We start from the raw sequence: 23,083 nt of genomic DNA on the forward strand, positions 1-23,083 counted from the left end.
CGAGGCCAAGCCTTCATCCGCACGATCAAGAACTGGTCTGGGACACCAGCGCCGCCCCGCACACGGCGAGCGCGACCGTGCACAGCGCCGCCGTCGTGGCGATCCGGGGCGCGAGCGCGGGCGGAGGGGGTGTGGTCAGGGCGCGGATACGGCGGTGGGCGAGGCCCAGGAAGGCCAGCCACAGTGCCGCGCAGACGGCTGCCGCCAGTACGGCGGGTGCCGTCGGGCCGCCGTGCAGCGCGGACTTCGTGGCGAGTACGGCGACCACGGCGCCGGTGAGGGTCGTACGCCGCCAGGCGAGCCGGGTCCGCTCCGGCTGGAGCCCCGGATCGCGCGGGGCCGTCCGCCGTGTGGGAGGCACGCCGGGTGTCACCCCTCCCAGCCGAGCAGTACGACGGCGACCATGGCCACGGCGACGACGGCGACCACGAGGCTGAGCGCGGCCGGGAAGCGTGACACCGGCAGATCCTCGCCCTTCCGCATCGCCCGCTCGCACCGCACCCAGTGGTTCACCGCACGGAGCGCGCACAGCACACCTGCCGCGAGCAGCGCCAGCGCGAGCCCGACGCGCCAGCCCCAGCGGAGGTCCGGCAGGAACTGGTCCACCGCGAAGCCGCCGCCGATGAGGGCGAGCGAGGTGCGCAGCCAAGCCAGGAAGGTTCGTTCGTTCGCCAGGGAGAAGCGGTAGTCGGGGGTGCGGCCCTCCTCCCGGACCTCCTCGGGTTCGAACCAGAGTCGGACGTTCCGTGCAAATTCGATCACATGTAGGACACTACCGGTCGGCTTCGGGTGGCAAGTCCTCAGAGTCGGGCGTCAGCCCCTACCGCTTTGCCGCCCGTCCGTTCCGCGAAGCGCTCTCAGCCGCTCGTAGGCCGCCAGCCCGTCCGGGACCCACTCCCACTCGCCCAGCCGCCGCTCCACCTCGTCCTCGGTGAGGAAGGCGTGCCAGGCCACCTCCTCCACCTGCGGCCTGACCGGCAGCTCGCAGCGGACCTCGTACACGGCCGACCACCAGCTCGGTCCGGCCCCGTCGGCGTACAGGAACTTGAAGAGCGGGACGGGGCGTGGCAGTCCGGAGACGCCGAGTTCCTCCTCCGCCTCGCGCAGGGCCGCCTCGTCGTAGGACTCGCCCGCGCCGACCACCCCGCCGACGAACATGTCGTAGAGGGAGGGGAAGACCAGCTTCGCCGGTGTACGGCGATGGATGAAGAGCCGCCCCTCGACGTCCCTGGCCAGGACGAGCACGATCCGATGGCACAGCCCACGCGCGTACGCCTCCCCGCGCGGGGCCTGCCCGATGACCTGATCGTTCTCGTCCACGATGTCGAGGATCTCGTCGGCGGCACTCATGCCCTCATCCAAGCAGGGGTGGGTGGTGGAAGGCTTGTGGCCGCACGACCCGCCCATCTCGCGCTGCGTGGGCTGCCGGTCCGTCGCGGCCTTGCCTCGGCGCAGGCCCCTCGGCGCTGAGGTTCTCAGCCGAGAGTCCAGTCGACGGTGTCGGTGTACGTGGAGCCGTTGACGGTCGCGGTCACCACGACGGTGTTCCGCCCCGGCCTCAGTGTGATGGTGGCCCACCTGAAGACGCGGTTGCTGCTGCTCACGGTGCCCAGGGAGGTGCCGTTGAGGGTGGCGGTGACCCTGTCCGCGTTGGAATAGACCTTCAGTTCGGTGGTGGCGTCGGTTCGCTGGGTCCAGCGGCGGCTGGTGATGTAGAGGGTCGGAGTGCTCGCCCAGTTGGCCTTGTACCAGTAGAAGGCGTCCTTGCGGATCTGCCGGTCGCGGGTGACCAGGCCCTTGTCGTTGATACCGGGCTGTCCTCCTTCGTTGCGGCCGTCGGAGGGGAAGTCGAACATGGCCCAGACGTACGTGCCCCAGATGTAGGGACGGCCTGCGAGCTGCTGCCAGGCCGCTTCGTGGAAGAGCGCCTGGTACTCCTCCGGGTGCCAGGAACCCCCCGGTGTGGGCCTGGGTGGGTTGAGGGCGTGCTGGGTGGTGTTGGCGCCGGCTCCGTACTCCGAGATGCCGATCCTGCGGGACGGGGAGTTCTTGTGCAGGTTGTCGGCCCATGCGCCGAGTTCGCTGTCCTTCGAGCCGTAGTACCAGCCGAGGTACTTGTTGAAGCCCGTGGTTCGCGTGTGCAGCCCTGCCTGCGCGCCGTCGGGGTCTTCGCTGCGCACCGCGTAGGTGGAGAGCCGGTCCGGGTCCTCGGCGTCGACGATGCCGGCCAGTGAGTCGAGCAGCCTGTTCGTGGCGCCGCCGTTGTAATCGGTCAGTTCGTTGCCGATGCCCCAGAAAGCGATCGACGGGTGGTTGTAGTTCTGCCGGATCAGCTCACGCAGTTGGTTCTGGGCGTTGGCGGTGAAGGCGGTCGAGTCGGTGACGGAGTTGACCAGCGGGATCTCCGCCCACACGATCAGCCCGCGTTCGTCGGCCAGTTCGTAGTCCTTCTGGTCGTGCTGGTAGTGCGCCATCCGGATGGCGCTGGCTCCGAGTTCCCGGATGAGATCGAAGTCCCGTACATGGTCGGCGTCGGTTGCCGCCCAGCCTCTGACGCCTTGGTCCTGGTGCAGGTTCACGCCGTGCAGACCAATGGGTTCGCCGTTGAGGTGGAAGCCGGTGTCGGCGTCGACGGCGAAGGCGCGCAGGCCCAGTCGTTCGGTCACCACGTCCGTGATCCGGTCCGCGCCCGCGGTGACGTCGTGGATCTCGGAGCTGGCGTTGTAGAGGTACGGGTCCGCCAGGCCGTTCCACAGGCGTGGGCGGTCGATGACGACGGTCAGCCTGATCTCGGCGCCGGCGGCCGCGGGGACAGCCTGCGCGGTACTGCCGGCCTCCGCGACGACGTTCCCGTTCCTGTCGGCGATGACGGTACGGACAACCACCGATCTGGTGGTACCGCTGTCGTTCCACAGCTTCGTTGTCACGGTCACGGTGGCCGACTCCGCGGTCACATCGCTCTGACGCAGGTAGACGCCGGGACCTGCGTAGTCCTCCATCCGGACATGGAGCGGGTCGGTGGCCCACAGGCTCACATTGCGGTAGATGCCGCCCTCGAAGGTGTAGTCCGCGCTCACCGGTGCGATGCCGGTATCACGGGCGTTGGTCACCCTTACCGCGATCACATTGTCCTTGCCCGGGACGAGCACGGTGTCGGCGGCGAACCTGAACCGGGAGTATCCACCTCGGTGCTGCCCGAGATGCGTACCGTTGATCCAGACGTCGGCGACCTGGTCGACCCCGGCGAACTGCAGGTACAACCTCTTGCCGGCCAGGTCGGACGGCACGGTGTAATGGCGGCGGTACCAGCCCACGCCGCGGTAGTAGTTGTCGCCGCCATCGGCACCGTCGCCGGCGTTCCATGTGTGGGGCGTATTCACCGACGTCCATCCGGAGTCGTCGAACCCAGGCGTTTCAGCGCCTGTGACGTCTGTCCTGACGAATCTCCACCCCTTGTTGAGATCGATGCGCACACGCGGATTCGGCGCTGTGTACGTCGCAGCCGCGGAGGCGGCATCGGCCTGCGCGAGCCCCGCCAGCGAGGCCAGCAGTCCTCCAGCCGTACCGCTCAGCACCTGTCGGCGAGTAGGGGAACCCGTCATTCGAGAACTCACTTCCGCAAAGGTCGAGGAGAAGGGGGACGTGCTGCGGCGTTACGCCGACGACCGGGAAGGTGTGTCCGGTCGCGCTTCGCGTCCGGTCGGCGGTTCTCCCGGCACCGTGTCGTGCTGCTGCGGTGGGCATGTATCGATCCAGGTCACCTGTATGACCGCGCGGTCATGTTCATGTATCCATGACCGCGCGGTCACATTTATGTATCCGGAGGGGCGTGCGTCAAGAGAACCGACAGCATCAGTTGTGTCCCGCCCGACCTGTTCGAGGTCGCGAACGTGCGCCGACGATCGACGCGCTCGGCTTACCGAGGCCGCTCTGCCGACGCCGCCGGTGCGATGCGACAGCGCGCTGCCGGGCAGTGGAGGACGAGGTGCGTGACGCCGTACATCCCGAGCGGGGTGTAATCCCCCGCTCTTCAAGGGTGCGGGGCTGTGACCTGTGCGGCTCCGCCGCGTGGGCGCGAGCAACCACGACCCACCCGCACCCGCCGCGCGACACGCGCTCTCGACCTCCGAGGCTCCGGAGCCGAGGCGACCGCGCACCTCACCGTCGCTGCAGTTCTCCCACCCGCGCCGCCCCGGTGACGTTGCACGGCATGGCCGGATGCATCCCGAGCAGCACCACCCCGGCCACGATCCCGACGAGCCCCAGCGCCTCCCAGGTCAGCGCACCCGCGTCGGTGCGCAGCCGGTCGCCGAGGAAGCCGACCCCGCACAGGATCCCGGCCAGCGGCTGCGCCGCGGTGAGCGCGGGCAGCGACATCCGCAGCGGGGCCGTCTCGAAGGCGCTCTGCACCAGCACGAGCCCCGTCACACCCAGCAGCAGCACACCGTACGGCTGCCAGGAGGTGATCAGCGCGGTCCAGCCGCCGGCGGCGAAGTTCTGTCCGCTGACCCGGGTGAGCGCGTCCTGGACGCCGTACAGCAGCCCGGCCGCCACCGCCAGCAGCACCGGCCCGGCACTCAGCCGCGAGCGCTTCGCGTAGGCGGTGAGGAGCAGGGCCAGGCCGAGCATCGCGCCGATGATCAGCCAGTGGCGGAAGGGGTCGCCGACCGCCTCGCCGCCCTCGGGCCGCCCGGCCACGATGAACGCCGTCACCCCGCCCGCGAGCAGCAGGAGGCCCGCCCAGCCCTGGCGGCCCAGCGGCTGTTTGGTCCGGCGGCGGGAGAGGGCGAGGGCGAAGAGGAGGTTCGTCGCGAGGAGCGGTTCCACGAGCGTGACCTCGCCCTCGCTGAGCGCGACCGCGCCGAGCGCCATGCCGCACACCATCAGTCCGATGCCGCCTAGCCAGCGCGGTACCCGGATCAGGTCGAGAAGCAGCCGGGGTGAGAGGAAGTCGCTGAGGGGCGCGTGGGCGGCGGCCTGCTGCTGGAGGACGAAACCGGAGCCCAGACAGCAGGCAGCACTCACGGCGAGGATCAGGACGAGAACCGACACGCTGGATTACCTCGGATGATCGACAGGGGGCATAACGGGCAAGTCGCGTATCAAGGGACTCTAACGACCCGGCCGTGGGCTGTCCGTAAGAGGGAACACATCCGCGCAGTTGACTAGCTCACTCCTTCTGCCGAAGGATCAGTCCCCAAAGCTGCTGACCGGCCAGTAACAAAGCGTCCCGGCAGGCCCTCGCATGCCTGGTCCGCCGCATCCACGTTGCCCCGTTCCCGAGAGGACGTCCTCCATGTCGTACGACGCAGATGTGATCGTGATCGGGGCGGGCCTCGCCGGGCTCGCGGCGACCGCGGAGCTCGTCGACGCGGGCCGCAAGGTGATCCTCCTCGACCAGGAGCCGGAGCAGTCGATCGGCGGTCAGGCGCACTGGTCCTTCGGCGGACTCTTCTTCGTCGACTCGCCCGAGCAGCGCCGCCTGCGGATCAAGGACAGCCACGCCCTCGCCCTCCAGGACTGGATGGGCACGGCCGCCTTCGACCGCGAGGAGGACCACTGGCCGCGCAAGTGGGCCGAGGCGTACGTGAACTTCGCGGCCGGTGAGAAGCGGTCCTGGCTGTACCAGCAGGGCGTCCGGTTCTTCCCGGTGGTCGGCTGGGCCGAGCGCGGCGGCTACGACGCCAACGGCCACGGCAACTCCGTCCCCCGCTTCCACATCACCTGGGGCACCGGCCCGGGGCTCGTCGCGCCCTTCGAGCGCCGGGTACGGGAGGGCGTGGCCCGGGGCCTGGTCCAGCTGAAGTTCCGGCACCGCGTGACCGGCCTTTCGCGCAGCGCGGGCGCCGTCGACACCGTCACCGGCGAGATCCTGGAGCCGTCGGGCATCGAGCGCGGCCAGGCCAGCAGCCGCGAGGTCACCGGCGCCTTCGAACTGAAGGCCCAGGCCGTGATCGTCACCTCCGGCGGCATCGGTGGCAACCACGACCTCGTCCGCGCCAACTGGCCCGAGCGCCTCGGCAACCCCCCGGAGAAGATGATCTCCGGCGTGCCCGCGCACGTCGACGGCAAGATGCTCGCCATCGCCGAGGAGGCGGGCGCGCACCTCATCAACCGCGACCGCATGTGGCACTACACCGAGGGCATCCAGAACTGGAACCCCATCTGGGAGAACCACGGCATCCGCGTCCTGCCCGGCCCGTCCTCGCTCTGGCTGGACGCGCGCGGCAAGCGGCTCCCCGTCCCGCTCTTCCCGGGCTTCGACACCCTCGGCACGCTCGAGCACATCATGAAGACCGGCTACGACTACACGTGGTTCGTGCTCGACCAGAAGATCATCGGCAAGGAGTTCGCGCTCTCCGGCTCCGAGCAGAACCCCGACCTCACCGGCAAGTCCATCAAGGACGTCTTCATCCGGGCCCGTGCGGACGTCCCCGGCCCGGTGAAGGCCTTCATGGACCACGGGGTCGACTTCGTCGTGGAGAAGGACCTCGGCTCCCTGGTGCGCGGCATGAACGCGCTCACGAAGGAACCGCTGATCGACGAGGCCGAACTGCGCCGCGAGATCGTCTCCCGGGACCGCGAGGTCGCCAACCCCTTCACCAAGGACCTCCAGGTCATGGCCATCCGGGGCGCCCGCAACTACCTCGGCGACAAGCTGATCCGCACCGCGAGCCCGCACCGCATCCTCGACCCCAAGGCCGGCCCCCTCATCGCCGTCCGCCTCAACATCCTCACCCGCAAGACCCTCGGCGGCCTGGAGACCGACCTCTCCTCCCGCGTCCTCACCGAGGGCGGCGACCCGCTGGAGGGCGTGTACGCGGCGGGCGAGGCGGCCGGCTTCGGCGGCGGCGGTGTCCACGGCTACCGCTCCCTGGAGGGCACCTTCCTCGGCGGCTGCCTGTTCTCGGGGCGTACGGCGGGTCGGGCGGCGGCGAAGGCGACGGCCTGACCCGTGTCGCACGGGTGAGTAGTTCCGATGAATTTCCGCCGTCCCTGGCCGAACCGGGGCGGCGGATGTTCGAATCAAGGGGTGAACCCTGAAGTACCCGACGCCTCCGGAGAACGCGAACCGGAGCGGGGCAAGCCCATCGGCCGCCGCATCTTCCTCGGCACCCTCGGCCTCGGCGCCCTGGGTGTGGTCTCCGCGCCAGTCCTCCAGCGTGGCCTGGAGGGCTTCCTCGGCGAGGCCGCCCAGAAGGACCCCACCGGCCTGACCGGACTGCTCCCCAACGGCGGCGGCTTCCGCTACTACTCGGTGACGGCCTCCGTCCCCCGCAAGACCGCCAAGAACTACCGCCTCACCGTCGACGGCCTGGTCGACAAGCCCACCTCGTACACCCTCGCCGACCTGCGTGCCCTGCCGCAGACCCGGATGGTCAAGGACGTCCAGTGCGTCACGGGCTGGCGGGTGCCGGACACACCGTTCGAGGGCGTACGGCTCTCCGCGCTGCTGGACGCCGCCGGGGTGCGCTCCTCGGCCGGCGCGGTCCGCTTCACCTGCTTCGACGGGGCGTACACCGAGAGCCTCACGCTGGAGCAGGCCCGCCGCTCCGACGTCCTGGTGGCGCTGCGCATGCAGGACAAGGACATCGGCCACAACCACGGCGGCCCGGTACGCCTGTACGTGGCCCCCATGTACTTCTACAAGTCGGCCAAGTGGCTCTCCGGCATCACCGTCACGGAGAAGGTCGAGCCCGGCTACTGGGAGGAGCGGGGCTACGACATCGACGCTTGGGTCGGCCGATCGAACGGGCGGGACGATGAACCCACGACTTGACGAGGCTCCGCCGATGGCCGCCGACACCCGCGTCCGGCGCTTCACGGCCGCCGAGCGCTGGATCCACCGGACCACGGCGGCCCTGATGGGCGTCTGCGTGCTGACGGCGGCCTGCCTCTACATCCCCGCCCTCGCCGAGCTGGTCGGTCGCCGGGCCCTGGTGGTCACGGTCCACGAGTGGACGGGCCTGCTGCTGCCGCTCCCGGTCCTCGCGGGCCTCGCCTCCCGCGCGTTCCGCGCCGACGTCGGCCGGCTGAACCGCTGGGGCCCGCACGACCGCCTCTGGCTCCGCGCGGCCCGGCGTCGCGTGCCAGGCCGTCGCCCGGCGGCCAAGTTCAACGCGGGGCAGAAGATCTACGCCGCCTGGATCAGCGGCGCGACCCTCGTCATGCTCGCCACGGGCCTGATGATGTGGTTCACCCACCTCACCCCGCTGATGTGGCGCACCAGCGCGACCTTCGTCCACGACTGGCTGGCCCTGACCATCGGCGTCGTCCTGGCCGGCCACATCGGCATGGCCCTGGGCGACCCGGAGGCGAGACGGGGACTGCGGACGGGCCTGGTCAGCCGGGAGTGGGCGGACCGCGAGCACCCGCTGTGGCGGCCGTAGAGCCCACAACACCCGAGACGAGCCCTCACCAGGATCCGAAGTCCAGCAGCACCTTGCACGCCAGGCTCCGGTCAGCCGCCAGCGCGAACGCCGACTCCGCCTCCCGCACCGGCACCACCGCGCTCACCAGCCCGTCGAAGCGGGACTCGGCGGCCAGCAGGGCCAAGGCCTCGTCGAACTCGGTGTCGAAGCGGAACGCCCCGCGCAGCTCGATCTCGCGGGCGACCACGAGGTTGCCCGCGAAGGGGCTCTGGCCGGGCGGCAGCATGCCCAGCTGCACCACGACCCCGCCACGCCGTACGAGCCGCAGACAGGTGTCGAGCCCGGCGGCCACCCCGGACGCCTCGACGGCCACGTCGACCTCGGCCGGCCACCCGGCGTCGCCCGGATCGTCGGCCCGTACGACCGTGTCGGCGCCCGCGGCCTCGGCGTACCGCAGGGCCTGCGGCAGAAGGTCGGTGACGGTGATGCGCGCCGCGCCCGCCGCCCGGGCCGCCGCGACGACCAGGCAGCCGATCGGGCCCGCGCCGGTGACGAGGATGTGTCGTCCGGCCACCTCCCCGGCCCGCCGCACCGCGTGCAGCGCGACGGACAGCGGCTCGGCGAGCACGGCCCGGCGGGGGTGCAGTCCCGGCGGAAGAGCCCTCAACTGCTCGGCGGGTACGGCCACTTGAGCCGCGAAGCCGCCCTGTACATGCGGGTGGCGGGCCGCGCTGCCGAGGTAGCGCGTGTCCCGGCAGACATTGCGCCGGCCGTCCACGCACTCCGGGCAGACCCCGCACGGCGTCGCCGGGTGCACGGCGACCGCCGTACCCACCGCCGGGCCCGACGCCCCCTCGCCGTAGGCGAGCACCTCGCCCACGATCTCGTGCCCCAGGACCATCGGCTCCCTCAGCCGGAAGTCACCGACCCCGCCGTGCCGCCAGTAGTGCAGATCCGAGCCGCACACACCGCCGTACCGTACGGCCACCAGCGCCTGCCCGGGACCGGCCGTCGGCACCGGCAACTGCTCGACCCGCAGGTCGTCCTGACCGTGGATCACACAACCCAGCATGGGATCTGCTTCCTTCCAGGGGTTCACAGCACACTCGTCATGCCGCCGTCGACGTACAGCACCTGCCCGCTGACGAAGTCCGCGGCGGGCGAGGCGAGGAACAGCACCCCGCCGACCAGATCCTCGGTGCGGCCCCAGCGCCCGGCCGGAGTGCGCCGCCGCACCCACGCGCTGAACTCGGCGTTGTCCACCAGGGGCTTGGTCAGCTCGGTCTCGATGTAGCCCGGCCCGAGCCCGTTGACCTGCACGCCGTACGGTCCCCAGTCCGCGCACATGCCCTTGGTGAGCATCTTCAGCGCGCCCTTGGTGGCGGCGTAGGGCGCGATACCGGGCCGTACGATCTCGCTCTGCAGCGAGCAGATGTTGATGATCTTTCCGTGGCCGCGTTCGGTCATGTGCCGGGCGGTCTCGCGGCCGACCAGGAACGCGCTGGTGAGATTGGTGTTCAGGATGAGGTGCCAGTCGGCGTCGGTGAACTCCAGCAGCGGCGACCGCAGTTGCATGCCCGCGTTGTTGACCAGGATGTCCAGCGGGCCGACCCGCTCCTCTACGTCCGCGATCCCGGCGGCGACCGAGGGCCCGTCGGTCACGTCGAACGCGGCCGTGTGGACGTCACCGGGCAGTTCGGCGGCGGCCTTGGTGAGCCGCTCGCCGTCGCGGCCGTTGAGGACGACCGTGCAGCCCGCCTCCGACAGGGCCCGGGCGAGGGCGAGGCCGATGCCCCGGCTGGAGCCGGTGACCAGGGCGATCCGGCCGCTGATGTCGAACAGGGGATGAGCCGTCATCGTCGCACTCCCGACTTCGTCGTCGCAGTCCCGAACTTCATCGTCGTACTCCCGACTTCCGTCGTGTCGCGGTGGCTAGGGGTGTTTTGGATGTCCGGTGCGGCGAGGGTGCGTGCCGGGCGCCGTGGGTGCTGTGCGGGATTTTCAAAACACCCTCTAGATCACCAAGGACAGCAGCAGCACGATCGCCCCGGCGACCACCGAGATGATCGTCTCCATGACCGACCAGCTCTTGATGGTCTGGCCGACGCTCATGCCGAAGTACTCCTTGACCATCCAGAAGCCGGCGTCGTTGACATGGCTGAAGAAGAGCGAGCCCGCGCCGATCGCCAGCACCAGCAGCGCGGTGTGGGTGGTCGACATGTCGGCGGCCAGGGGTGCCACGAGACCGGCGGCCGAGATCGTGGCGACCGTCGCCGAGCCCGTCGCCAGACGGATCGCGACCGCGATCAGCCAGGCCAGTACGAGGGCCGGTATCGACCAGTCCTCGGAGATGTCGAGGATCATCCGGCCGACACCGGAGTCGATCAGGGTCTGCTTGAAGCCGCCGCCGGCGCCGACGATCAGCAGGATGCCCGCGATCGGCGCGAGGGAGGTCTCGACGGTCGTCGACAGCCGCCCCTTGCTGAACCCGGCCGCCCGGCCGAGGGTGAACATCCCCACGATCACGGCCGAGAGCAGGGCGATCAGCGGCGAGCCGGCGACGTCGAAGACCCGCTGGACCATGTTCTCCGGATCGTCGACGACGATGTCCACCAGTGCCTTGGCCAGCATCAGCACGACCGGCAGCAGCACGGTGGCGATGGTCGCGCCGAACCCGGGACGCTTCCGAAGCTCCTCCGAGGCCCGCACCGGAACCATGCGCTCGGGGACGGGCACGTCCACCCAGCGGGCCGCGTACTTCGAGAACAGCGGACCGGCGATGACCACGGTGGGTATCGCGACGAGCAGACCGAGGGCCAACGTCACCCCCAGGTTGGCCTGCACCGCGTCGATCGCGACCAGCGGGCCCGGATGCGGCGGGATCAGCCCGTGCATGACGGACAGACCGGCGAGGGCCGGAACGCCGATACGCATCAGCGAGTAGCCGCCGCGCTGGGCGACCATCAGCACCACCGGGATCAGCAGCACGATCCCCACCTCGAAGAACAGCGGCAGCCCGATCACGGAGGCGATCAGCACCATCGCCCACGGCATCGCACGCCCGCCCGCCTTCGCGAGAATGGTGTCGACGACCTGGTCGGCGCCCCCGGAGTCCGCGAGCAGCTTGCCGAGGATCGCGCCCAGCGCGATGAGCACGCCCACCCCGGCCACGGTCGCCCCGAGCCCGGTGGTGAAGCTCGCGATCGCCTTGTCCAGCGGAGCCCCGGCGAACGCGCCCAGCGCGAGCGAGCCGATGGTCAGCGCCAGAAAGGCATGGACCTTGAACCGGGTGATGAGCAGGACGATGACGGCGATGCCCGCCAGTACGGCGATGCCCAGCTGCGCGTGCCCCGCCGAGGTGATCGGCTCGACGGGGTCCGCTGCCAGCATCTCGACGCTGAGTCTGGTCACGGTGAGTCCTTGTATGGTGAATTGCCTGGTGGGGAGGGGGAGTCGGAGCGTTTACGTCGACGCCGGGTCGATCCCCCGCAGCGCGGCCAGCGCCCGCACGGCCCGCTCGGTGATCTCCTCCGGGCCGCTGGAGACATCGACGGTGACACCCGCCTCGTCCGCCGCGAGCGGCTGGAGCGTGGCGAACTGCGAGTCGAGCAGCGCGGTCGGCATGAAGTGCCCCCGGCGGTGCGACATGCGCTCCTCGACAAGCGCGCGGTCACCGGCGAGATGCACGAAGACGAGGCCCGGCGCCGCCGTCCGCAGCCGGTCCCGGTAGGCGCGCTTCAGGGCCGAGCAGCCGGCCACCCCGCCGAGCCCGGCCCGGTCGTGCGCCCAGGCGCCGATGGCGTCCAGCCACGGCCACCGGTCCGCGTCGTCCAGCGGGGTCCCGGCCGACATCTTGGCGATGTTGGCCTCGGGGTGGAAGTCGTCGCCCTCGGCGTACGGAACGCCGAGCCGGGCCGCGAGCAGGGGGCCGACCGTGGTCTTCCCGGTGCCTGCCACGCCCATCACCACGACGACGGGAGGGGTGCCCATCGCTACCTCGCTGTCCTCGTCGACATCGGTGACACCGCCCGACCGAGCCCGTCCGAGCCCGCCGAGAATCCGGCGCCGACGACACTGAACCTCATTAGGTCAGATGATTTCAAGATTCCTGCTTCATTAAGTCTGACTTTTTCTTCGCGAGGTCCGCCTCGTACCCTGATCCCCATGAGCACACCGGGCCGGGGGCTGCACGGCCGAGTTCTGGACACCCTCGGGCCGGCGATCACCGCGGGGGACTACCCGCCGGGAAGCGTGCTGCGCACCGACGAACTCGCCCAGACCTTCGATGTGTCGCGCTCGGTGATGCGCGAGGCCGTCCGGGTCCTTGAGTCCATGCACCTCGTGGAGTCCCGCCGCCGGGTCGGCGTGACGGTCCGCCCGCCCACCGAGTGGAACGTCTACGACCCCCAGGTCATCCGCTGGCGTCTCGCGGGCACCGACCGCCCCCGCCAGCTGCGTTCGCTCACCGTGCTCCGCTCGGCGGTCGAACCGGTGGCCGCGGGCCTCGCCGCGCGCAACGCCACGGCCGAGCAGTGCGCCGCGCTCACCGAGTGCGCGCTCGGTATGGTCGCCCACTCACGCGGCCACAAACTGGAGGGCTACCTCCACCACGACGTGGCCTTCCACCGACTGATCCTCACCGCCTCGGGCAACGAGATGTTCGCCCGCCTCGGGGACGTCGTGGAAGGGGTCCTCGCGGGCCGCACCCACCACGAGGTCATGTTCGAGGACCCCGACCCGGCCGCCGTGACCCTCCACGTCCACCTGGCCGAGGCCATCCGCGAGGGCGACGCGACCCGAGCGGAAGAACTGACCCGCGAGATCACGGCGGGCGCCCTGCACGAACTGGACATACTGGCGCCCTAGGGCCTGTTCCAGGTTTCCCGCCTGCCCTGCGACGCCCGGCACGGCACCTCGCCGCACGGCCGGATCATCCAAGTACGTCCAGTACGAGGACGATCCGGCCGCACGCCGAGGCACCGCACCGGACGCCGCAGGGCCCGCCCTACGGGCGGACGACGGGAAACCTGGAACAGGCCCTAGCCCGACACCCCGCGTACCGCGCCCTACACGTCGAAGAGGTCCCCGTCGACGTACACCCACGCCCCGTCCACCCGCTCGAACCGGCTCCGCTCGTGCAGCGAACCGCCCCGGAACGAGGCCCGGAAGGTCACGGTCCCGGTGGTGTGGAACGCCGAACCCTCGGTCGTGCCGAGGATCTCCAGGCCGGTCCAGCGCATCGCGGGGTCGAGGCCGACCTCCGCGGGCCGCGTCCGAGGGTGCCAGGTGCGCAGCAGATACGCCTCGTCCCGGACCACGAACGCGCTGTACCGCGACCGCATCAGCGCCTCGGCGGTCGGCGCGGCGGCGGTGCCGGTACCGATACCGGTGTGGAAGCGGCCGCAGCACTCCTCGTACACCTGCCCGAGCCCGCACGGGCACAGGCGAGGGGCCTTCACCCGGGACGCTTTGGCCGGGGCCTTGGAACTGCGACGCGACGACATGCCCGCCATTCTGCCCGCAACCACTGCCGGGGGCCGACCAGACCTACGCCGAGCCCGCGTTCGTCGGCGGATACGGCGGCCGTGCCGGTACCGCCGCACCTCGGGGGGTCGGCAGCGGCGGCAGCGCCGGCTGGAGCAGCCACGCCGTGAACAGGTCGTCCAGCGACCCGTCCGCGTACCGGGCGGCGTGCGTGGTGAACACCGCCGTCGTGACCGCACCGCCCCGGTGCAGGCTCGTCCAGCCGCGCAGCATGCGGAAGAACGCCTCGTCGCCGAGCGCACAGCGCAGCGCGTGCACGGTCAGACCACCGCGTTCGTAGAGACGGTCGTCGAACATCAGCTTCCGGCCCGGGTCGGCGAGGCGCAGATCCTGGGGGAGGGAGCTGAGCAACCGGTGCGCGGCGGCGGCCAGTTGCTGTGCCGTACGCCCGCCCGAGCGCTCCGACCACAGCCACTCGGCGTACTTCGCGAGTCCCTCGTTCAGCCAGATGTGCCGCCAGTCGGCGATGGACACACTGTTGCCGAACCACTGGTGCGCCAGCTCGTGCGCAACGAGCCGCTCCGAACCCCGCACCCCGTCCACGTGGTTGGCGCCGAACAGCGACAACCCCTGCGCCTCGACCGGGACATCGAGCTCCTCCTCGGTCACCAGCACCGCGTACTCACCGAACGGGTACGGCCCGAAGAGCTCCTGGAACAGCTCCATCATGGCCGGCTGCCGCGCGAAGTCCCGGGAGAACTCGGGCAGGAGATGGGCGGGGATGTGCCCCGTCTGCGGCACCCCGCCCGGGCCCGGGTCGCCCAGCAGCACCGTCTGGTACTTCCCTATCGACAGCCCGACCAGATAGCTCGACGTCGGCGCCGGCTGCTCGTACACCCACGTCGTCGTGGACGCCTTCGTCGTCCGGGTCAGCAGCCGACCGCCCGCCACCACCTGGTACGCGGACGGCGTCGTGACCGAGATCTGGTACGCGGCCTTGTCCGAGGGCCGGTCGTTGCACGGGTACCACGACGGCGCCCCGATCGGCTGGCTCGCCACCAGCGCCCCGTCGGTCAGCTCCTCCCAACCGAGCCCGCCCCAGGGGCTGTTCACCGGCTTCGGATTGCCCGACCAGTGGATCTCCACCGTGAAGGCCGCCCCGGCCCGGATCGGCTTGACGGGGCGCACGCGAAGCCTGCCGCCCCGGTGCGTGTAGTGCGGCGCCCGCCCGTCGACCTTGATCCGCCCGATCTTGAAGTCGGCCAGATTCAGCTGGAACTCGGCGAGCGCGGCCCGGCCCGCTATGGCGTTCAGCCGCGCGCTCCCGGACAGCCGGTTTGGCCCCGGCCGGTAGTCCAGCGCCAGCTCGTACCGGTGCACCCGGTAACGGGCATCACCGTTCGCCGGGAAATACGGGTCCGGACCCACTGACTGCTGAACCGCCACTGCCGCTTCTGCTCCCCGCTCTGCTCTCGTACGACATCCATCGTCTCCCGACGCCGCACGAGGCGCACTCAGCGGCGCCATGCTTCGATCGGGTTGCCCAGCCACCGGGTGTCGTCCGGAACGGACTCCGCGGCCATGACCAGCGACGCGGGCCCCAGAGTCGTGCGGGCCCCGACCACGCTGCCGGGCAGGACGATTCCGCCCGGGCCCAAGGTGGCGCCCTCACGGAGTTCCACAGTATCCGTCCGCAAGATCCGGTCGTGGAAGAGGTGGGTCTGGAGCACACAGCCCCGGTTGACCGTGGCCCCGTCGCCGAGCGTGACGAGGTCGGTCTCCGGCAGCCAGTAGCTCTCCACCCACACACCCCTGCCGATCCGCGCACCGAGCCCGCGCAGCCACAGGTTCAGCAGCGACGTACCGGGCACGGACCCGGCCAGCCACGGCACGGCCAGCACCTCCACGAAGGTGTCCGCCAGCTCGTTGCGCCACACGAAACCGCTCCACAGCGGATGCTCACCACTGCGGTGCCGCCCCACGAGCAGCCACTTCGCGACGATCGACAGCAGGCCGGCCGTCACCCCCGTGCCGAGCAGCACGAGCCCGCACAGCAGCCACGCCCAGCCGCCCAGCGCGCTCAGCGCCGCCACGGTCAGCAGCGCCAGCCCGGCCGAGCAGAACACCGGCACGATCCGGCACAGCTCCACCAGGGCCCGCGCCCACAGCAGCCGCGCGGGCGGCTCGTACGTCAGACTCTGGTCACCACTCGCCGCCGACCTCGGCAGCTTCACCGGCGGCAGCCCCAGATACGAACTGCCCTTCTTGGCCTTCTTCGGCGTCGCCGACAGCACACCCACCAGGCCGCCGTCCGGCACGGAACGCCCCGGCGCGGTCATCCCCGAGTTCCCGAGGAACGCCCGCCGGCCGATCTCGGCCCGCCCGATCCGCATCCAGCCACCGCCCAGCTCGTACGGCGCGGTCAACGTGTCGTCCGCGAGGAACGCCCCGTCGCCGACCGTCGTCAGACTCGGCAGCGCGAGCACGGTGGACACCTCCGCGCCCCGCCCGATCCGCATACCGAGCAACCGCAGCCACACCGGCGTCACCAGCCCGGCGTACAGCGGGAACAGCGTCTCCCGTGACCGGTCCATCAACTGCGTGACCGTCCACGCCTGCCACCCGACCCGGCTGTGCGTGGGGTGCGTACCCTCCCGCAGCCCCAGACTCAGCAGCCGTACGGCGACGAGCAGCAGCAGCGCGTACGCCGCCCCGAACGCGAGCGTCGCCGGCACCAGCCCGAGCAGCGCGCCCCGCAGCGCCGCGCCGAGCCCGGCGTCCGGGCCCACGAACAGGCTCAGCACGGCCAGCGCCACGACCCCGCAGACCAGCGGCAGCGCGGTCAGCCCGACCCCGGTCAGGCCGTACGACACCCGCCAGAACAGGCCACGCTGCGGCCGCTCCTTGGGCCAGTTCCGCTTGGCCTTGCCCAGCTTCCCGGCCGGTGCCCCGGCCCAGCGCTGCCCGGTCGGGATCTGCCCGGCGACCGCCGAGCCCGGCGCCACCTCGGCCCGCTTGCCGACCCTGGCCCCCGGCAGCAGCATGCTCCGCGTCCCGACCACGGCCCCGGCGCCCACCTTGACGGCCCCGATCTCCAGCCGGTCCCCGTCGAGCCAGTAACCGGAGAGGTCCACCTCGGACTCCACGGCCGCACCCCGCCCGAGCTTGAGCAGCCCGGTCACCGGCGGCAGCGCGTGCAGATCCACATCGGCCCCGACCCTGGCGCCGAGCGCCCGGGCGTACCGCTCCAGCCAGACCCCGGTCAGCGAGGTCGCCCCGCTGAACTCGGTCAGCCGCTCGGCCGCCCAGAGCCGCAGATGCACGCTCCCGCCCCGGGCGTACCGGCCCGGCTCGACCCCGCGCAGCAGCAGCCGCGCCCCGCCCGCCGCGACCGCGAGCCGCCCCGGCGGGCTGAAGAACAGCACGGCACCCGCCCCGACGGCCCACCAGGACGCGGTCGGCAGCCAGGCGTACGGCCCGAGCAGATTGCCCAGGGCCGCGAGCGGGACCATCCAGCGCAGCCCCAGCAGCGTGAACAGCGGGACGAGCAGCAGGAGCTGCACGAGGCGGGCCCGCAGCGGCACGGGGACGACCACACGCTCGGCGCCGTCCTCCTGGCCGGACTCCTCCAGATACCGGGCCAGCTTGCGCAGCGTCGGCCGTTGGTAGAGGTCCAGCACGGCGACGCTCGGGTACCGGGTGCGCAGCCTGGTCGTCAGCTGCGCGGCGGCGAGGCTGCCCCCGCCGATCGCGAAGAAGTCGTCGTCGGCGCCGCTCACCGGGATGCCCAGCACCTCGGTCCACTGCTCGGCGAGCCACGCCTCGGTACCGTAGAGCCGCTCGGCGTTCCCGCCGGTCTCCAGGTCCGCCAGTGGCCACGGCAGCGCGTTCCGGTCCACCTTCCCGGACGTCCGGGTCGGCAGTTCGGCCACGGGCGCGAGCAGCGGCACCAGCGCGGCGGGCAGCTCGGCGCGCAGCTTGTCGACGGCAGCCGCCTGGTCCCAGCCGCCCTGGCCGTCCTGGCCGCTCTGGCCGTCCTGGAGGACGACATAGCCGACGAGCAGCTGATTGCCGCTGCGGGCGGTGCGCACGGCGGCAGCGGCACCCGCGACCCCGGGCAGCGCCTGCAGGGCGGCGTCGACCTCGCCCAGCTCGATGCGCCGACCGCCGAGCTTGATCTGCTCGTCGGCCCGCCCGAGGAAGACCAGCCCCTCCGGTTCGGCCTTGACCAGGTCACCACTGCGATAGGCGCGCTCCCAGCCGAGGGACTCCAGCGGCGCGTACTTCTCCGCGTCCTTCTCGGCGTCGAGATACCGCGCGAGCCCCACGCCACCGATCACCAGCTGCCCGCTGCCGCCCATCGGCACGGGCTCCCCGGCCTCGTCGACGACGGCCAGCTCCCACCCGTCGAGCGGCAGCCCGATCCGGATCGGCTCCGCCCCGGACATGAGCGAGGCACAGGCGACCACGGTCGCCTCGGTCGGCCCGTACGTGTTCCAGACCTCCCGCCCCTCCGTCACCAGCCGCTGCGCCAGCTCGGGCGGACAGGCCTCACCGCCGAAGATCAGCAGCCGTACGTCGTTGAGGGTCTCCGGCTCCCACAGCGCGGCCAGCGTCGGCACGGTGGAGACGACGGTGATCTCCTGCTCGACCAGCCAGGGTCCGAGATCGGCACCGCTCCTGACCTGGGCACGCGGTACGGGCACCAGACAGGCCCCGTACCGCCAGGCCAGCCACATCTCCTCGCAGGAGGCGTCGAAGGCCACCGACAGCCCGGCCATCACCCGGTCGCCGGGGCCGATCGGCTCCTCGGTGAGGAACAGCTCGGCCTCGGCGTCCACGAACGCGGCCGCGCTGCGATGGCTCACGGCGACGCCCTTGGGCTTCCCGGTCGACCCGGAGGTGAAGATGATCCACGCGTCGTGCTCGACACCGGGGCGGCCGGCGGGGGAGTTCGAGGTGCCGTGGACGGTGAGGTGGTGCCCGGCGCCGACGACCGCCCGCACCTCCGCCTCCCCGAACACCAGCTCGGCCCGCTCGTCCGGGTCCTCGGCGTCCACGGGGACGTAGGCGGCTCCCGCCGCGAGCACGGCGAGGATCGCCACGTAGAGGTCATTGGTGCCGGACGGGACCCGCACCCCGACCCGGTCGCCGAGCCCGACCCCGGCCCTGCCCAGCCGCCGCCGCAGCCGCTCGACCTCGACGGCCAGGGCGCGGTAGGTGAGCCGGGTCGTGCCGTCGTCCAGGGCCGGCTCGTCCGGATACGACCGCACGGACGCGTCGAGGATGTCGACGAGGGTGCGCGGAGAGGCCGCCTGGCCCCCGGAGAAACGTGCTGTGTCGCCGAATCGCTCGCGGATCTCTTCGTCGAGCAGGCCGAGAGCGCTGCTCTCTTCTATGGCTGCCATCGGTCCTCGCGTCTCGATCCCGGAAACCTCCGGGGCGCTGGCGGGCCCGCAGGTTCGCCTGGGGTTGTCCGGGTCCAGCTCCGTAACAAGCCGGAAATTTTAGTACGAAGCTAGGTTCCGAACTGTGGGTTCGCCATCTGGGAGGGCCGTTCGTGGGAGCACGGGGGCGCACACGACCGGCGCTGACCTGGTGATCTTCACCCGGACGAGAGATGTCCCACACCAGTGATCCCGCCGTGGCCAGGGGGAAGAGGGGGCGGCCGGGCCATTCGGATGGCCCACCCCGGCGTGCCCTCCACACACAGGTGGGCGGGAATGGACACGGACCGCTGCCCGCGAGCGGCCGGTGACCGACGCTGGAGGACCTATGACGAGCCCGCTGGAACCGTCTCAGGTGCCTGGTCCACCTTACTCGCCCTCCTCCAGCCGGCCGGGCGGCAGCCGCGCGGGCCGAGTCCTCAGGAGCATCGCGTCGGCCGTCCTGATCGTCCTGGCCTGTGTCCTCGTCCCCGTCACCGTGCTCACGGTCTGGGTACACGGCATCGCCCTCGACACCGACCGCTATGTCGCGACGATGAAACCGCTGGCCTCCGACCCGGCGATCGAGAAGGCCGTGCACCACCGCATCGTCGACGCGGTCGACGTACGCGTGGACGGCAAGCGGGCCACCTCCGAGATTGCGGCCTGGCTGCAGTCGCAGGGCCTGCCGCCGCGCGCGGCGGCGGCGGTCAGGGGACTCGCCCCTCAGCTGGACGCGGCCGCGCACGCGGCCGTGGACAGGGTGGCGACCCGCTTCGTCGAGAGCGACCGGTTCGAGAAGCTGTGGACCACCGCCAACCGGACCGCCCACTCGACCGTCGTACACGCGCTGACCGGCAAGGGGCGCGGAGCGGTCGGCGTCTCGGAAGGCACCGTGACCCTCGACGTCGGCGCGGCCGTGGACCAGGTCAGAAAACAACTGGTGGACGCCGGAGTGAAGCCGGCCGAGAACATCCCGGACGTCGAGAAACAGATGGTCCTGTTCCGGTCCGACAAGCTCGACCAGCTGCAGGGCGCGGCCCACGCCCTCGACGTGGCGGGCAACTGGCTGCCCGTCCTCACGGTGTTGATCGCCGCGGCCGGCGTCCTCCTCGCCCGTCACCGCAGACGAGCGCTGGCCAAGACCGCGCTGGGCGCCGCCCTCGGCTGTCTGATCGTCTCCATCGGCCTTGTCGTCGCCCGCCGCTTCTACCTGGACCGCCTCCCGCCGCAGCTGCTGTCGGAGGCGGCCGCCGCCGCGGTCTTCGACCGGCTTCTGCACTTCCTGAAGGTCGGGCTGCGCACCGTGATCGTGCTCGGTGTGGTCGTCGCCCTCGGCGCCTACTTCGTCGGCCCCGGCCGGGTGCCGCGAGCCGTGCGCGGCGGCGCCGACCGGAGCGCCGACTCGGTGGCCCGCTGGGCGGACACCCACGGAGTCCGTACGGGCCGGGCGGGCACGTGGACGGAGGCCAACCGGAAGTGGCTCACGCTCGGCGTCGTGCTGCTGCTCGCCCTGCTGTTCGCCCTGTGGAACGACCCCACGGCCGCGACGGTCCTGCTGCTGGTGGTCGTCCTGCTCGCCGTACTGGCGGTGATCGCGCTGCTGGCCGCCGACGGCCGCAGGGCGGCCCCGGAAAAGCAAGAAGCCCCTGAATGATCAGGGGCTTCGTCTGTGTCCGAGGGGGGACTTGAACCCCCACGCCCGATAAAGGGCACTAGCACCTCAAGCTAGCGCGTCTGCCATTCCGCCACCCGGACAAGGTGTCTGTCGCGCGGGGTTTCCCTCGCGGCGACGAAGGAAACATTACCAGGCTTTCGAGGCCCTCCGATCACCCCCTGTCCCGGGGGCGCGCGGACGTGAACGGCGTGTGACGGGCCGGTCCCGGTCTTGGGAAGCGCGGTGGGTCGGGAGGAGGATGAGGGGGGAACCACCAGCAGCGACAGCGGGAGGAAGCAGCGTGAGCGAGACGGACACGGCCAGGCGCGTGACCGGTGAGGACGAGGTCGTCGACCTCTGCCGGGAGCTGATCCAGATCGACACCAGCAACTTCGGTGACCACTCGGGCCCGGGCGAGCGCAAGGCGGCCGAGTGGGTCGCCGAGAAGCTCGCCGAGGTGGGTCTCGAACCGAAGATCTTCGAGTCGCACCCGGGCCGCGCCTCCACGGTGGCCCGTATCGAGGGCGAGGACCCGTCCCGGCCCGCCCTGCTCATCCACGGCCACACCGACGTCGTACCGGCCAACGCGGACGATTGGACCCACCACCCCTTCTCGGGCGAGGTCGCGGACGGGTGCGTGTGGGGCCGGGGCGCGGTCGACATGAAGGACATGGACGCGATGACGCTGGCGGTCGTACGCGACCGGCTGCGCAGCGGCCGCAAGCCTCCGCGCGACATCGTGCTCGCGTTCCTCGCCGACGAGGAGGCCGGCGGCACGTACGGCGCCAAGCACCTGGTGAAGAACCATCCCGATCTCTTCGAGGGCGTCACCGAGGCGATCAGTGAGGTCGGCGGTTTCTCGTTCACCGTGAGCGAGGAGCGGCGGCTCTATCTGATCCAGACGGCCGAGAAGGGCATGCACTGGATGAAGCTCACCGTGGCCGGTACCGCCGGGCACGGGTCGATGATCCACCGGGACAACGCCATCACCGAGCTGTCGGAGGCCGTCGCGCGCGTCGGCCGCCACAAGTTCCCGGTGCGGGTCACCAAGACCACCCGGGCCTTCCTCGACGAACTCGGCGACGCGCTCGGCACCGAGCTCGACCCGGAGAACATGGAGGGCACCCTCGCCAAGCTCGGCGGCATCGCCAAGCTCATCGGCGCGACCCTCAGCAACACCGCCAACCCCACCCAGCTCGGCGCCGGCTACAAGGTCAACGTCATCCCGGGCGAGGCAACCGCGCACGTCGACGGGCGCTTCCTGCCCGGCTTCGAGGAGGAGTTCCTCGCCGACCTCGACCGGTTGCTCGGCCCGAAGGTGCGGCGCGAGGACACCCACTCCGACAAGGCTTTGGAGACCTCCTTCGACGGGGCGCTGGTCGCGGCCATGCAGTCCGCGCTGATCGCCGAGGACCCGGCCGCGAAGGCGATCCCGTACATGCTCTCCGGCGGTACGGACGCCAAGTCCTTCGACGACCTCGGCATCCGCGGCTTCGGCTTCGCGCCGCTGAAGCTGCCGCCGGAGCTGGACTTCGCGGGCATGTTCCACGGTGTCGACGAAAGGGTGCCGGTGGACGGTCTGAAGTTCGGCGTGCGGGTGCTCGACCGTTTCATCGACGCGTCCTGAGCTTCTGTGACGGCCGCTGACAGTGTGGTGACGGATCCTTAACCGGCTTTGTTCTGTCCTGAATTGCGCGCTGAAACGAGACTCCATTATTCGGCAGCGCGTGCGAAGAGCGACCGGGTTGAGTGAATCGGACCATAAGCTCGTAGCTCCATTACTCCCTCCTCGTTACAGGTGATGCGACTCGCTACTTGGAGTCGCTTTGCCAACAAGGAGGAATAATGCTCAAGAAGGTCGTCGCCGCTGCGGCTGCCACCGGTGGTCTGGTTCTCGCGAGTGCGGGTCTGGCCGTCGCCGACGCCGGCGCCCAGGGTGCCGCCGTGCACTCCCCGGGTGTCCTTTCCGGCAACGTCGTCCAGGTGCCGGTTCACGTCCCCGTGAACGTGTGCGGCAACACGATCTCGGTGATCGGTCTGCTGAACCCCGCCTTCGGCAACACCTGCATCAACAAGTGACGTTGTGCCTCACCCGGTGAGGGCCTGACCCGACTGAGGGTCTGAAATCCGTCGGCCCCGGAGTG

General features: G+C 71.0%; 19 protein-coding genes and 1 tRNA gene. 7 read left to right on the forward strand and 13 right to left on the reverse strand.

Features of this window, described 5'->3' with window-relative positions:
- Window positions 1-25: 25 nt before the first annotated feature.
- The 5 genes from SGFS_RS44335 to SGFS_RS44355 form a co-directional block, all read right to left on the reverse strand.
- Window positions 26-361 (reverse strand): DUF202 domain-containing protein, encoded by a 336-nt coding sequence (locus SGFS_RS44335; RefSeq protein ID WP_286258117.1) that lies wholly within the window; start codon window positions 359-361, stop codon window positions 26-28.
- An 8-nt stretch (window positions 362-369) separates the two neighbouring features.
- The gene (locus tag SGFS_RS44340; RefSeq protein ID WP_286258120.1) at window positions 370-762 is read right to left on the reverse strand and encodes a YidH family protein; all 393 of its coding nucleotides are present in this window, start codon (window positions 760-762) and stop codon (window positions 370-372) included.
- Window positions 763-813: 51 nt separating this feature from the next.
- Complete coding sequence (locus tag SGFS_RS44345; RefSeq protein ID WP_286258122.1) at window positions 814-1,350, reverse strand: NUDIX domain-containing protein; 537 nt, start codon at window positions 1,348-1,350, stop codon at window positions 814-816.
- Window positions 1,351-1,475: 125 nt separating this feature from the next.
- Window positions 1,476-3,380, reverse strand: a complete 1,905-nt coding sequence (locus SGFS_RS44350) for a glycoside hydrolase family 2 protein (RefSeq protein ID WP_434028151.1) — start codon at window positions 3,378-3,380, stop codon at window positions 1,476-1,478.
- A gap of 778 nt (window positions 3,381-4,158) precedes the next feature.
- A complete protein-coding gene (locus SGFS_RS44355; RefSeq protein WP_286258126.1) occupies window positions 4,159-5,052 on the reverse strand; it encodes a DMT family transporter in 894 nt (297 codons plus the stop codon).
- 244 nt (window positions 5,053-5,296) lie between these two features.
- On the opposite strand from SGFS_RS44355, the gene SGFS_RS44360 reads away from it, so the two are divergent.
- The 3 genes from SGFS_RS44360 to SGFS_RS44370 are packed head-to-tail and all read left to right on the forward strand — an operon-like array spanning window position 5,297 to window position 8,390.
- Window positions 5,297-6,952 carry an FAD-binding dehydrogenase gene (locus SGFS_RS44360; protein WP_286258129.1) on the forward strand — a complete coding sequence of 552 codons (1,656 nt, stop codon included), beginning with the start codon at window positions 5,297-5,299 and terminating at the stop codon, window positions 6,950-6,952.
- Window positions 6,953-6,979: 27 nt separating this feature from the next.
- Complete coding sequence (locus tag SGFS_RS44365) at window positions 6,980-7,780, forward strand: molybdopterin-dependent oxidoreductase (protein WP_434028152.1); 801 nt, start codon at window positions 6,980-6,982, stop codon at window positions 7,778-7,780.
- Entirely contained in the window at window positions 7,764-8,390 is a 627-nt protein-coding gene (locus SGFS_RS44370) for a cytochrome b/b6 domain-containing protein (RefSeq protein WP_286258132.1), read from the forward strand. The genes SGFS_RS44365 and SGFS_RS44370 overlap by 17 nt, the downstream gene beginning before the upstream one ends.
- Before the next feature lie 25 nt (window positions 8,391-8,415).
- Here SGFS_RS44370 and SGFS_RS44375 read toward each other — a convergent pair whose 3' ends face one another.
- The 4 genes from SGFS_RS44375 to SGFS_RS44390 form a co-directional block, all read right to left on the reverse strand.
- Window positions 8,416-9,444 (reverse strand): L-idonate 5-dehydrogenase, encoded by a 1,029-nt coding sequence (locus SGFS_RS44375; RefSeq protein WP_286258133.1) that lies wholly within the window; start codon window positions 9,442-9,444, stop codon window positions 8,416-8,418.
- Window positions 9,445-9,467: 23 nt separating this feature from the next.
- Window positions 9,468-10,229: an SDR family oxidoreductase gene (locus tag SGFS_RS44380; protein ID WP_286258135.1), complete on the reverse strand. Its 762-nt coding sequence runs from the start codon at window positions 10,227-10,229 to the stop codon at window positions 9,468-9,470.
- Between the two features lie 156 nt (window positions 10,230-10,385).
- Entirely contained in the window at window positions 10,386-11,783 is a 1,398-nt protein-coding gene (locus SGFS_RS44385; protein ID WP_286258136.1) for a GntT/GntP/DsdX family permease, read from the reverse strand.
- 51 nt (window positions 11,784-11,834) lie between these two features.
- Window positions 11,835-12,362 (reverse strand): gluconokinase, encoded by a 528-nt coding sequence (locus SGFS_RS44390; protein ID WP_286258137.1) that lies wholly within the window; start codon window positions 12,360-12,362, stop codon window positions 11,835-11,837.
- A gap of 174 nt (window positions 12,363-12,536) precedes the next feature.
- Here SGFS_RS44390 and SGFS_RS44395 point away from each other — a divergent pair, with 174 nt between their 5' ends.
- A complete protein-coding gene (locus tag SGFS_RS44395) occupies window positions 12,537-13,238 on the forward strand; it encodes a FadR/GntR family transcriptional regulator (RefSeq protein ID WP_286258139.1) in 702 nt (233 codons plus the stop codon).
- A gap of 200 nt (window positions 13,239-13,438) precedes the next feature.
- Here the strand turns inward: SGFS_RS44395 and SGFS_RS44400 are convergent, their stop codons facing one another.
- From SGFS_RS44400 to SGFS_RS44410, 3 genes are all read right to left on the reverse strand, one after another.
- Window positions 13,439-13,885, reverse strand: coding sequence for a YchJ family protein (locus tag SGFS_RS44400; protein ID WP_434028153.1), 447 nt, complete (start codon window positions 13,883-13,885; stop codon window positions 13,439-13,441).
- A 34-nt stretch (window positions 13,886-13,919) separates the two neighbouring features.
- On the reverse strand, window positions 13,920-15,302 hold the full coding sequence (locus SGFS_RS44405; protein WP_286258141.1) for a M1 family metallopeptidase: 1,383 nt from the start codon (window positions 15,300-15,302) through the stop codon (window positions 13,920-13,922).
- 68 nt (window positions 15,303-15,370) lie between these two features.
- A complete protein-coding gene (locus SGFS_RS44410; protein ID WP_286258143.1) occupies window positions 15,371-19,264 on the reverse strand; it encodes a Pls/PosA family non-ribosomal peptide synthetase in 3,894 nt (1,297 codons plus the stop codon).
- 394 nt (window positions 19,265-19,658) lie between these two features.
- Here SGFS_RS44410 and SGFS_RS44415 point away from each other — a divergent pair, with 394 nt between their 5' ends.
- Window positions 19,659-20,939 carry a hypothetical protein gene (locus SGFS_RS44415; protein WP_350284054.1) on the forward strand — a complete coding sequence of 427 codons (1,281 nt, stop codon included), beginning with the start codon at window positions 19,659-19,661 and terminating at the stop codon, window positions 20,937-20,939.
- Window positions 20,940-20,955: 16 nt separating this feature from the next.
- Here SGFS_RS44415 and SGFS_RS44420 read toward each other — a convergent pair.
- A tRNA-Leu gene (locus SGFS_RS44420) sits at window positions 20,956-21,040 on the reverse strand.
- 200 nt (window positions 21,041-21,240) lie between these two features.
- Between SGFS_RS44420 and SGFS_RS44425 the strand changes: the two genes are divergently transcribed.
- Window positions 21,241-22,566, forward strand: a complete 1,326-nt coding sequence (locus tag SGFS_RS44425; RefSeq protein ID WP_286258146.1) for a M20/M25/M40 family metallo-hydrolase — start codon at window positions 21,241-21,243, stop codon at window positions 22,564-22,566.
- Between the two features lie 218 nt (window positions 22,567-22,784).
- On the forward strand, window positions 22,785-23,018 hold the full coding sequence (chpH, locus tag SGFS_RS44430; RefSeq protein ID WP_286258147.1) for a chaplin ChpH: 234 nt from the start codon (window positions 22,785-22,787) through the stop codon (window positions 23,016-23,018).
- Window positions 23,019-23,083 lie beyond the last annotated feature (65 nt).

It is taken from the genome of Streptomyces graminofaciens (assembly GCF_030294945.1).
In the GTDB taxonomy this organism is placed as follows: domain Bacteria; phylum Actinomycetota; class Actinomycetes; order Streptomycetales; family Streptomycetaceae; genus Streptomyces; species Streptomyces graminofaciens.

What these genes read in the sequence shown, in the direction of transcription:
- SGFS_RS44345 (WP_286258122.1), bottom strand. Translation starts at nt 1,350, where the DNA reads ATGAGTGCCGCCGACGAGATCCTCGACATCGTGGACGAGAACGATCAG.
- SGFS_RS44360 (WP_286258129.1), top strand. Translation starts at nt 5,297, where the DNA reads ATGTCGTACGACGCAGATGTGATCGTGATCGGGGCGGGCCTCGCCGGG.
- SGFS_RS44365 (WP_434028152.1), top strand. Translation starts at nt 6,980, where the DNA reads ATGAATTTCCGCCGTCCCTGGCCGAACCGGGGCGGCGGATGTTCGAAT.
- SGFS_RS44370 (WP_286258132.1), top strand. Translation starts at nt 7,764, where the DNA reads ATGAACCCACGACTTGACGAGGCTCCGCCGATGGCCGCCGACACCCGC.
- SGFS_RS44375 (WP_286258133.1), bottom strand. Translation starts at nt 9,444, where the DNA reads ATGCTGGGTTGTGTGATCCACGGTCAGGACGACCTGCGGGTCGAGCAG.
- SGFS_RS44380 (WP_286258135.1), bottom strand. Translation starts at nt 10,229, where the DNA reads ATGACGGCTCATCCCCTGTTCGACATCAGCGGCCGGATCGCCCTGGTC.
- SGFS_RS44390 (WP_286258137.1), bottom strand. Translation starts at nt 12,362, where the DNA reads ATGGGCACCCCTCCCGTCGTCGTGGTGATGGGCGTGGCAGGCACCGGG.
- SGFS_RS44395 (WP_286258139.1), top strand. Translation starts at nt 12,537, where the DNA reads ATGAGCACACCGGGCCGGGGGCTGCACGGCCGAGTTCTGGACACCCTC.
- SGFS_RS44400 (WP_434028153.1), bottom strand. Translation starts at nt 13,885, where the DNA reads ATGGCGGGCATGTCGTCGCGTCGCAGTTCCAAGGCCCCGGCCAAAGCG.
- SGFS_RS44410 (WP_286258143.1), bottom strand. Translation starts at nt 19,264, where the DNA reads ATGGCAGCCATAGAAGAGAGCAGCGCTCTCGGCCTGCTCGACGAAGAG.
- chpH (WP_286258147.1), top strand. Translation starts at nt 22,785, where the DNA reads ATGCTCAAGAAGGTCGTCGCCGCTGCGGCTGCCACCGGTGGTCTGGTT.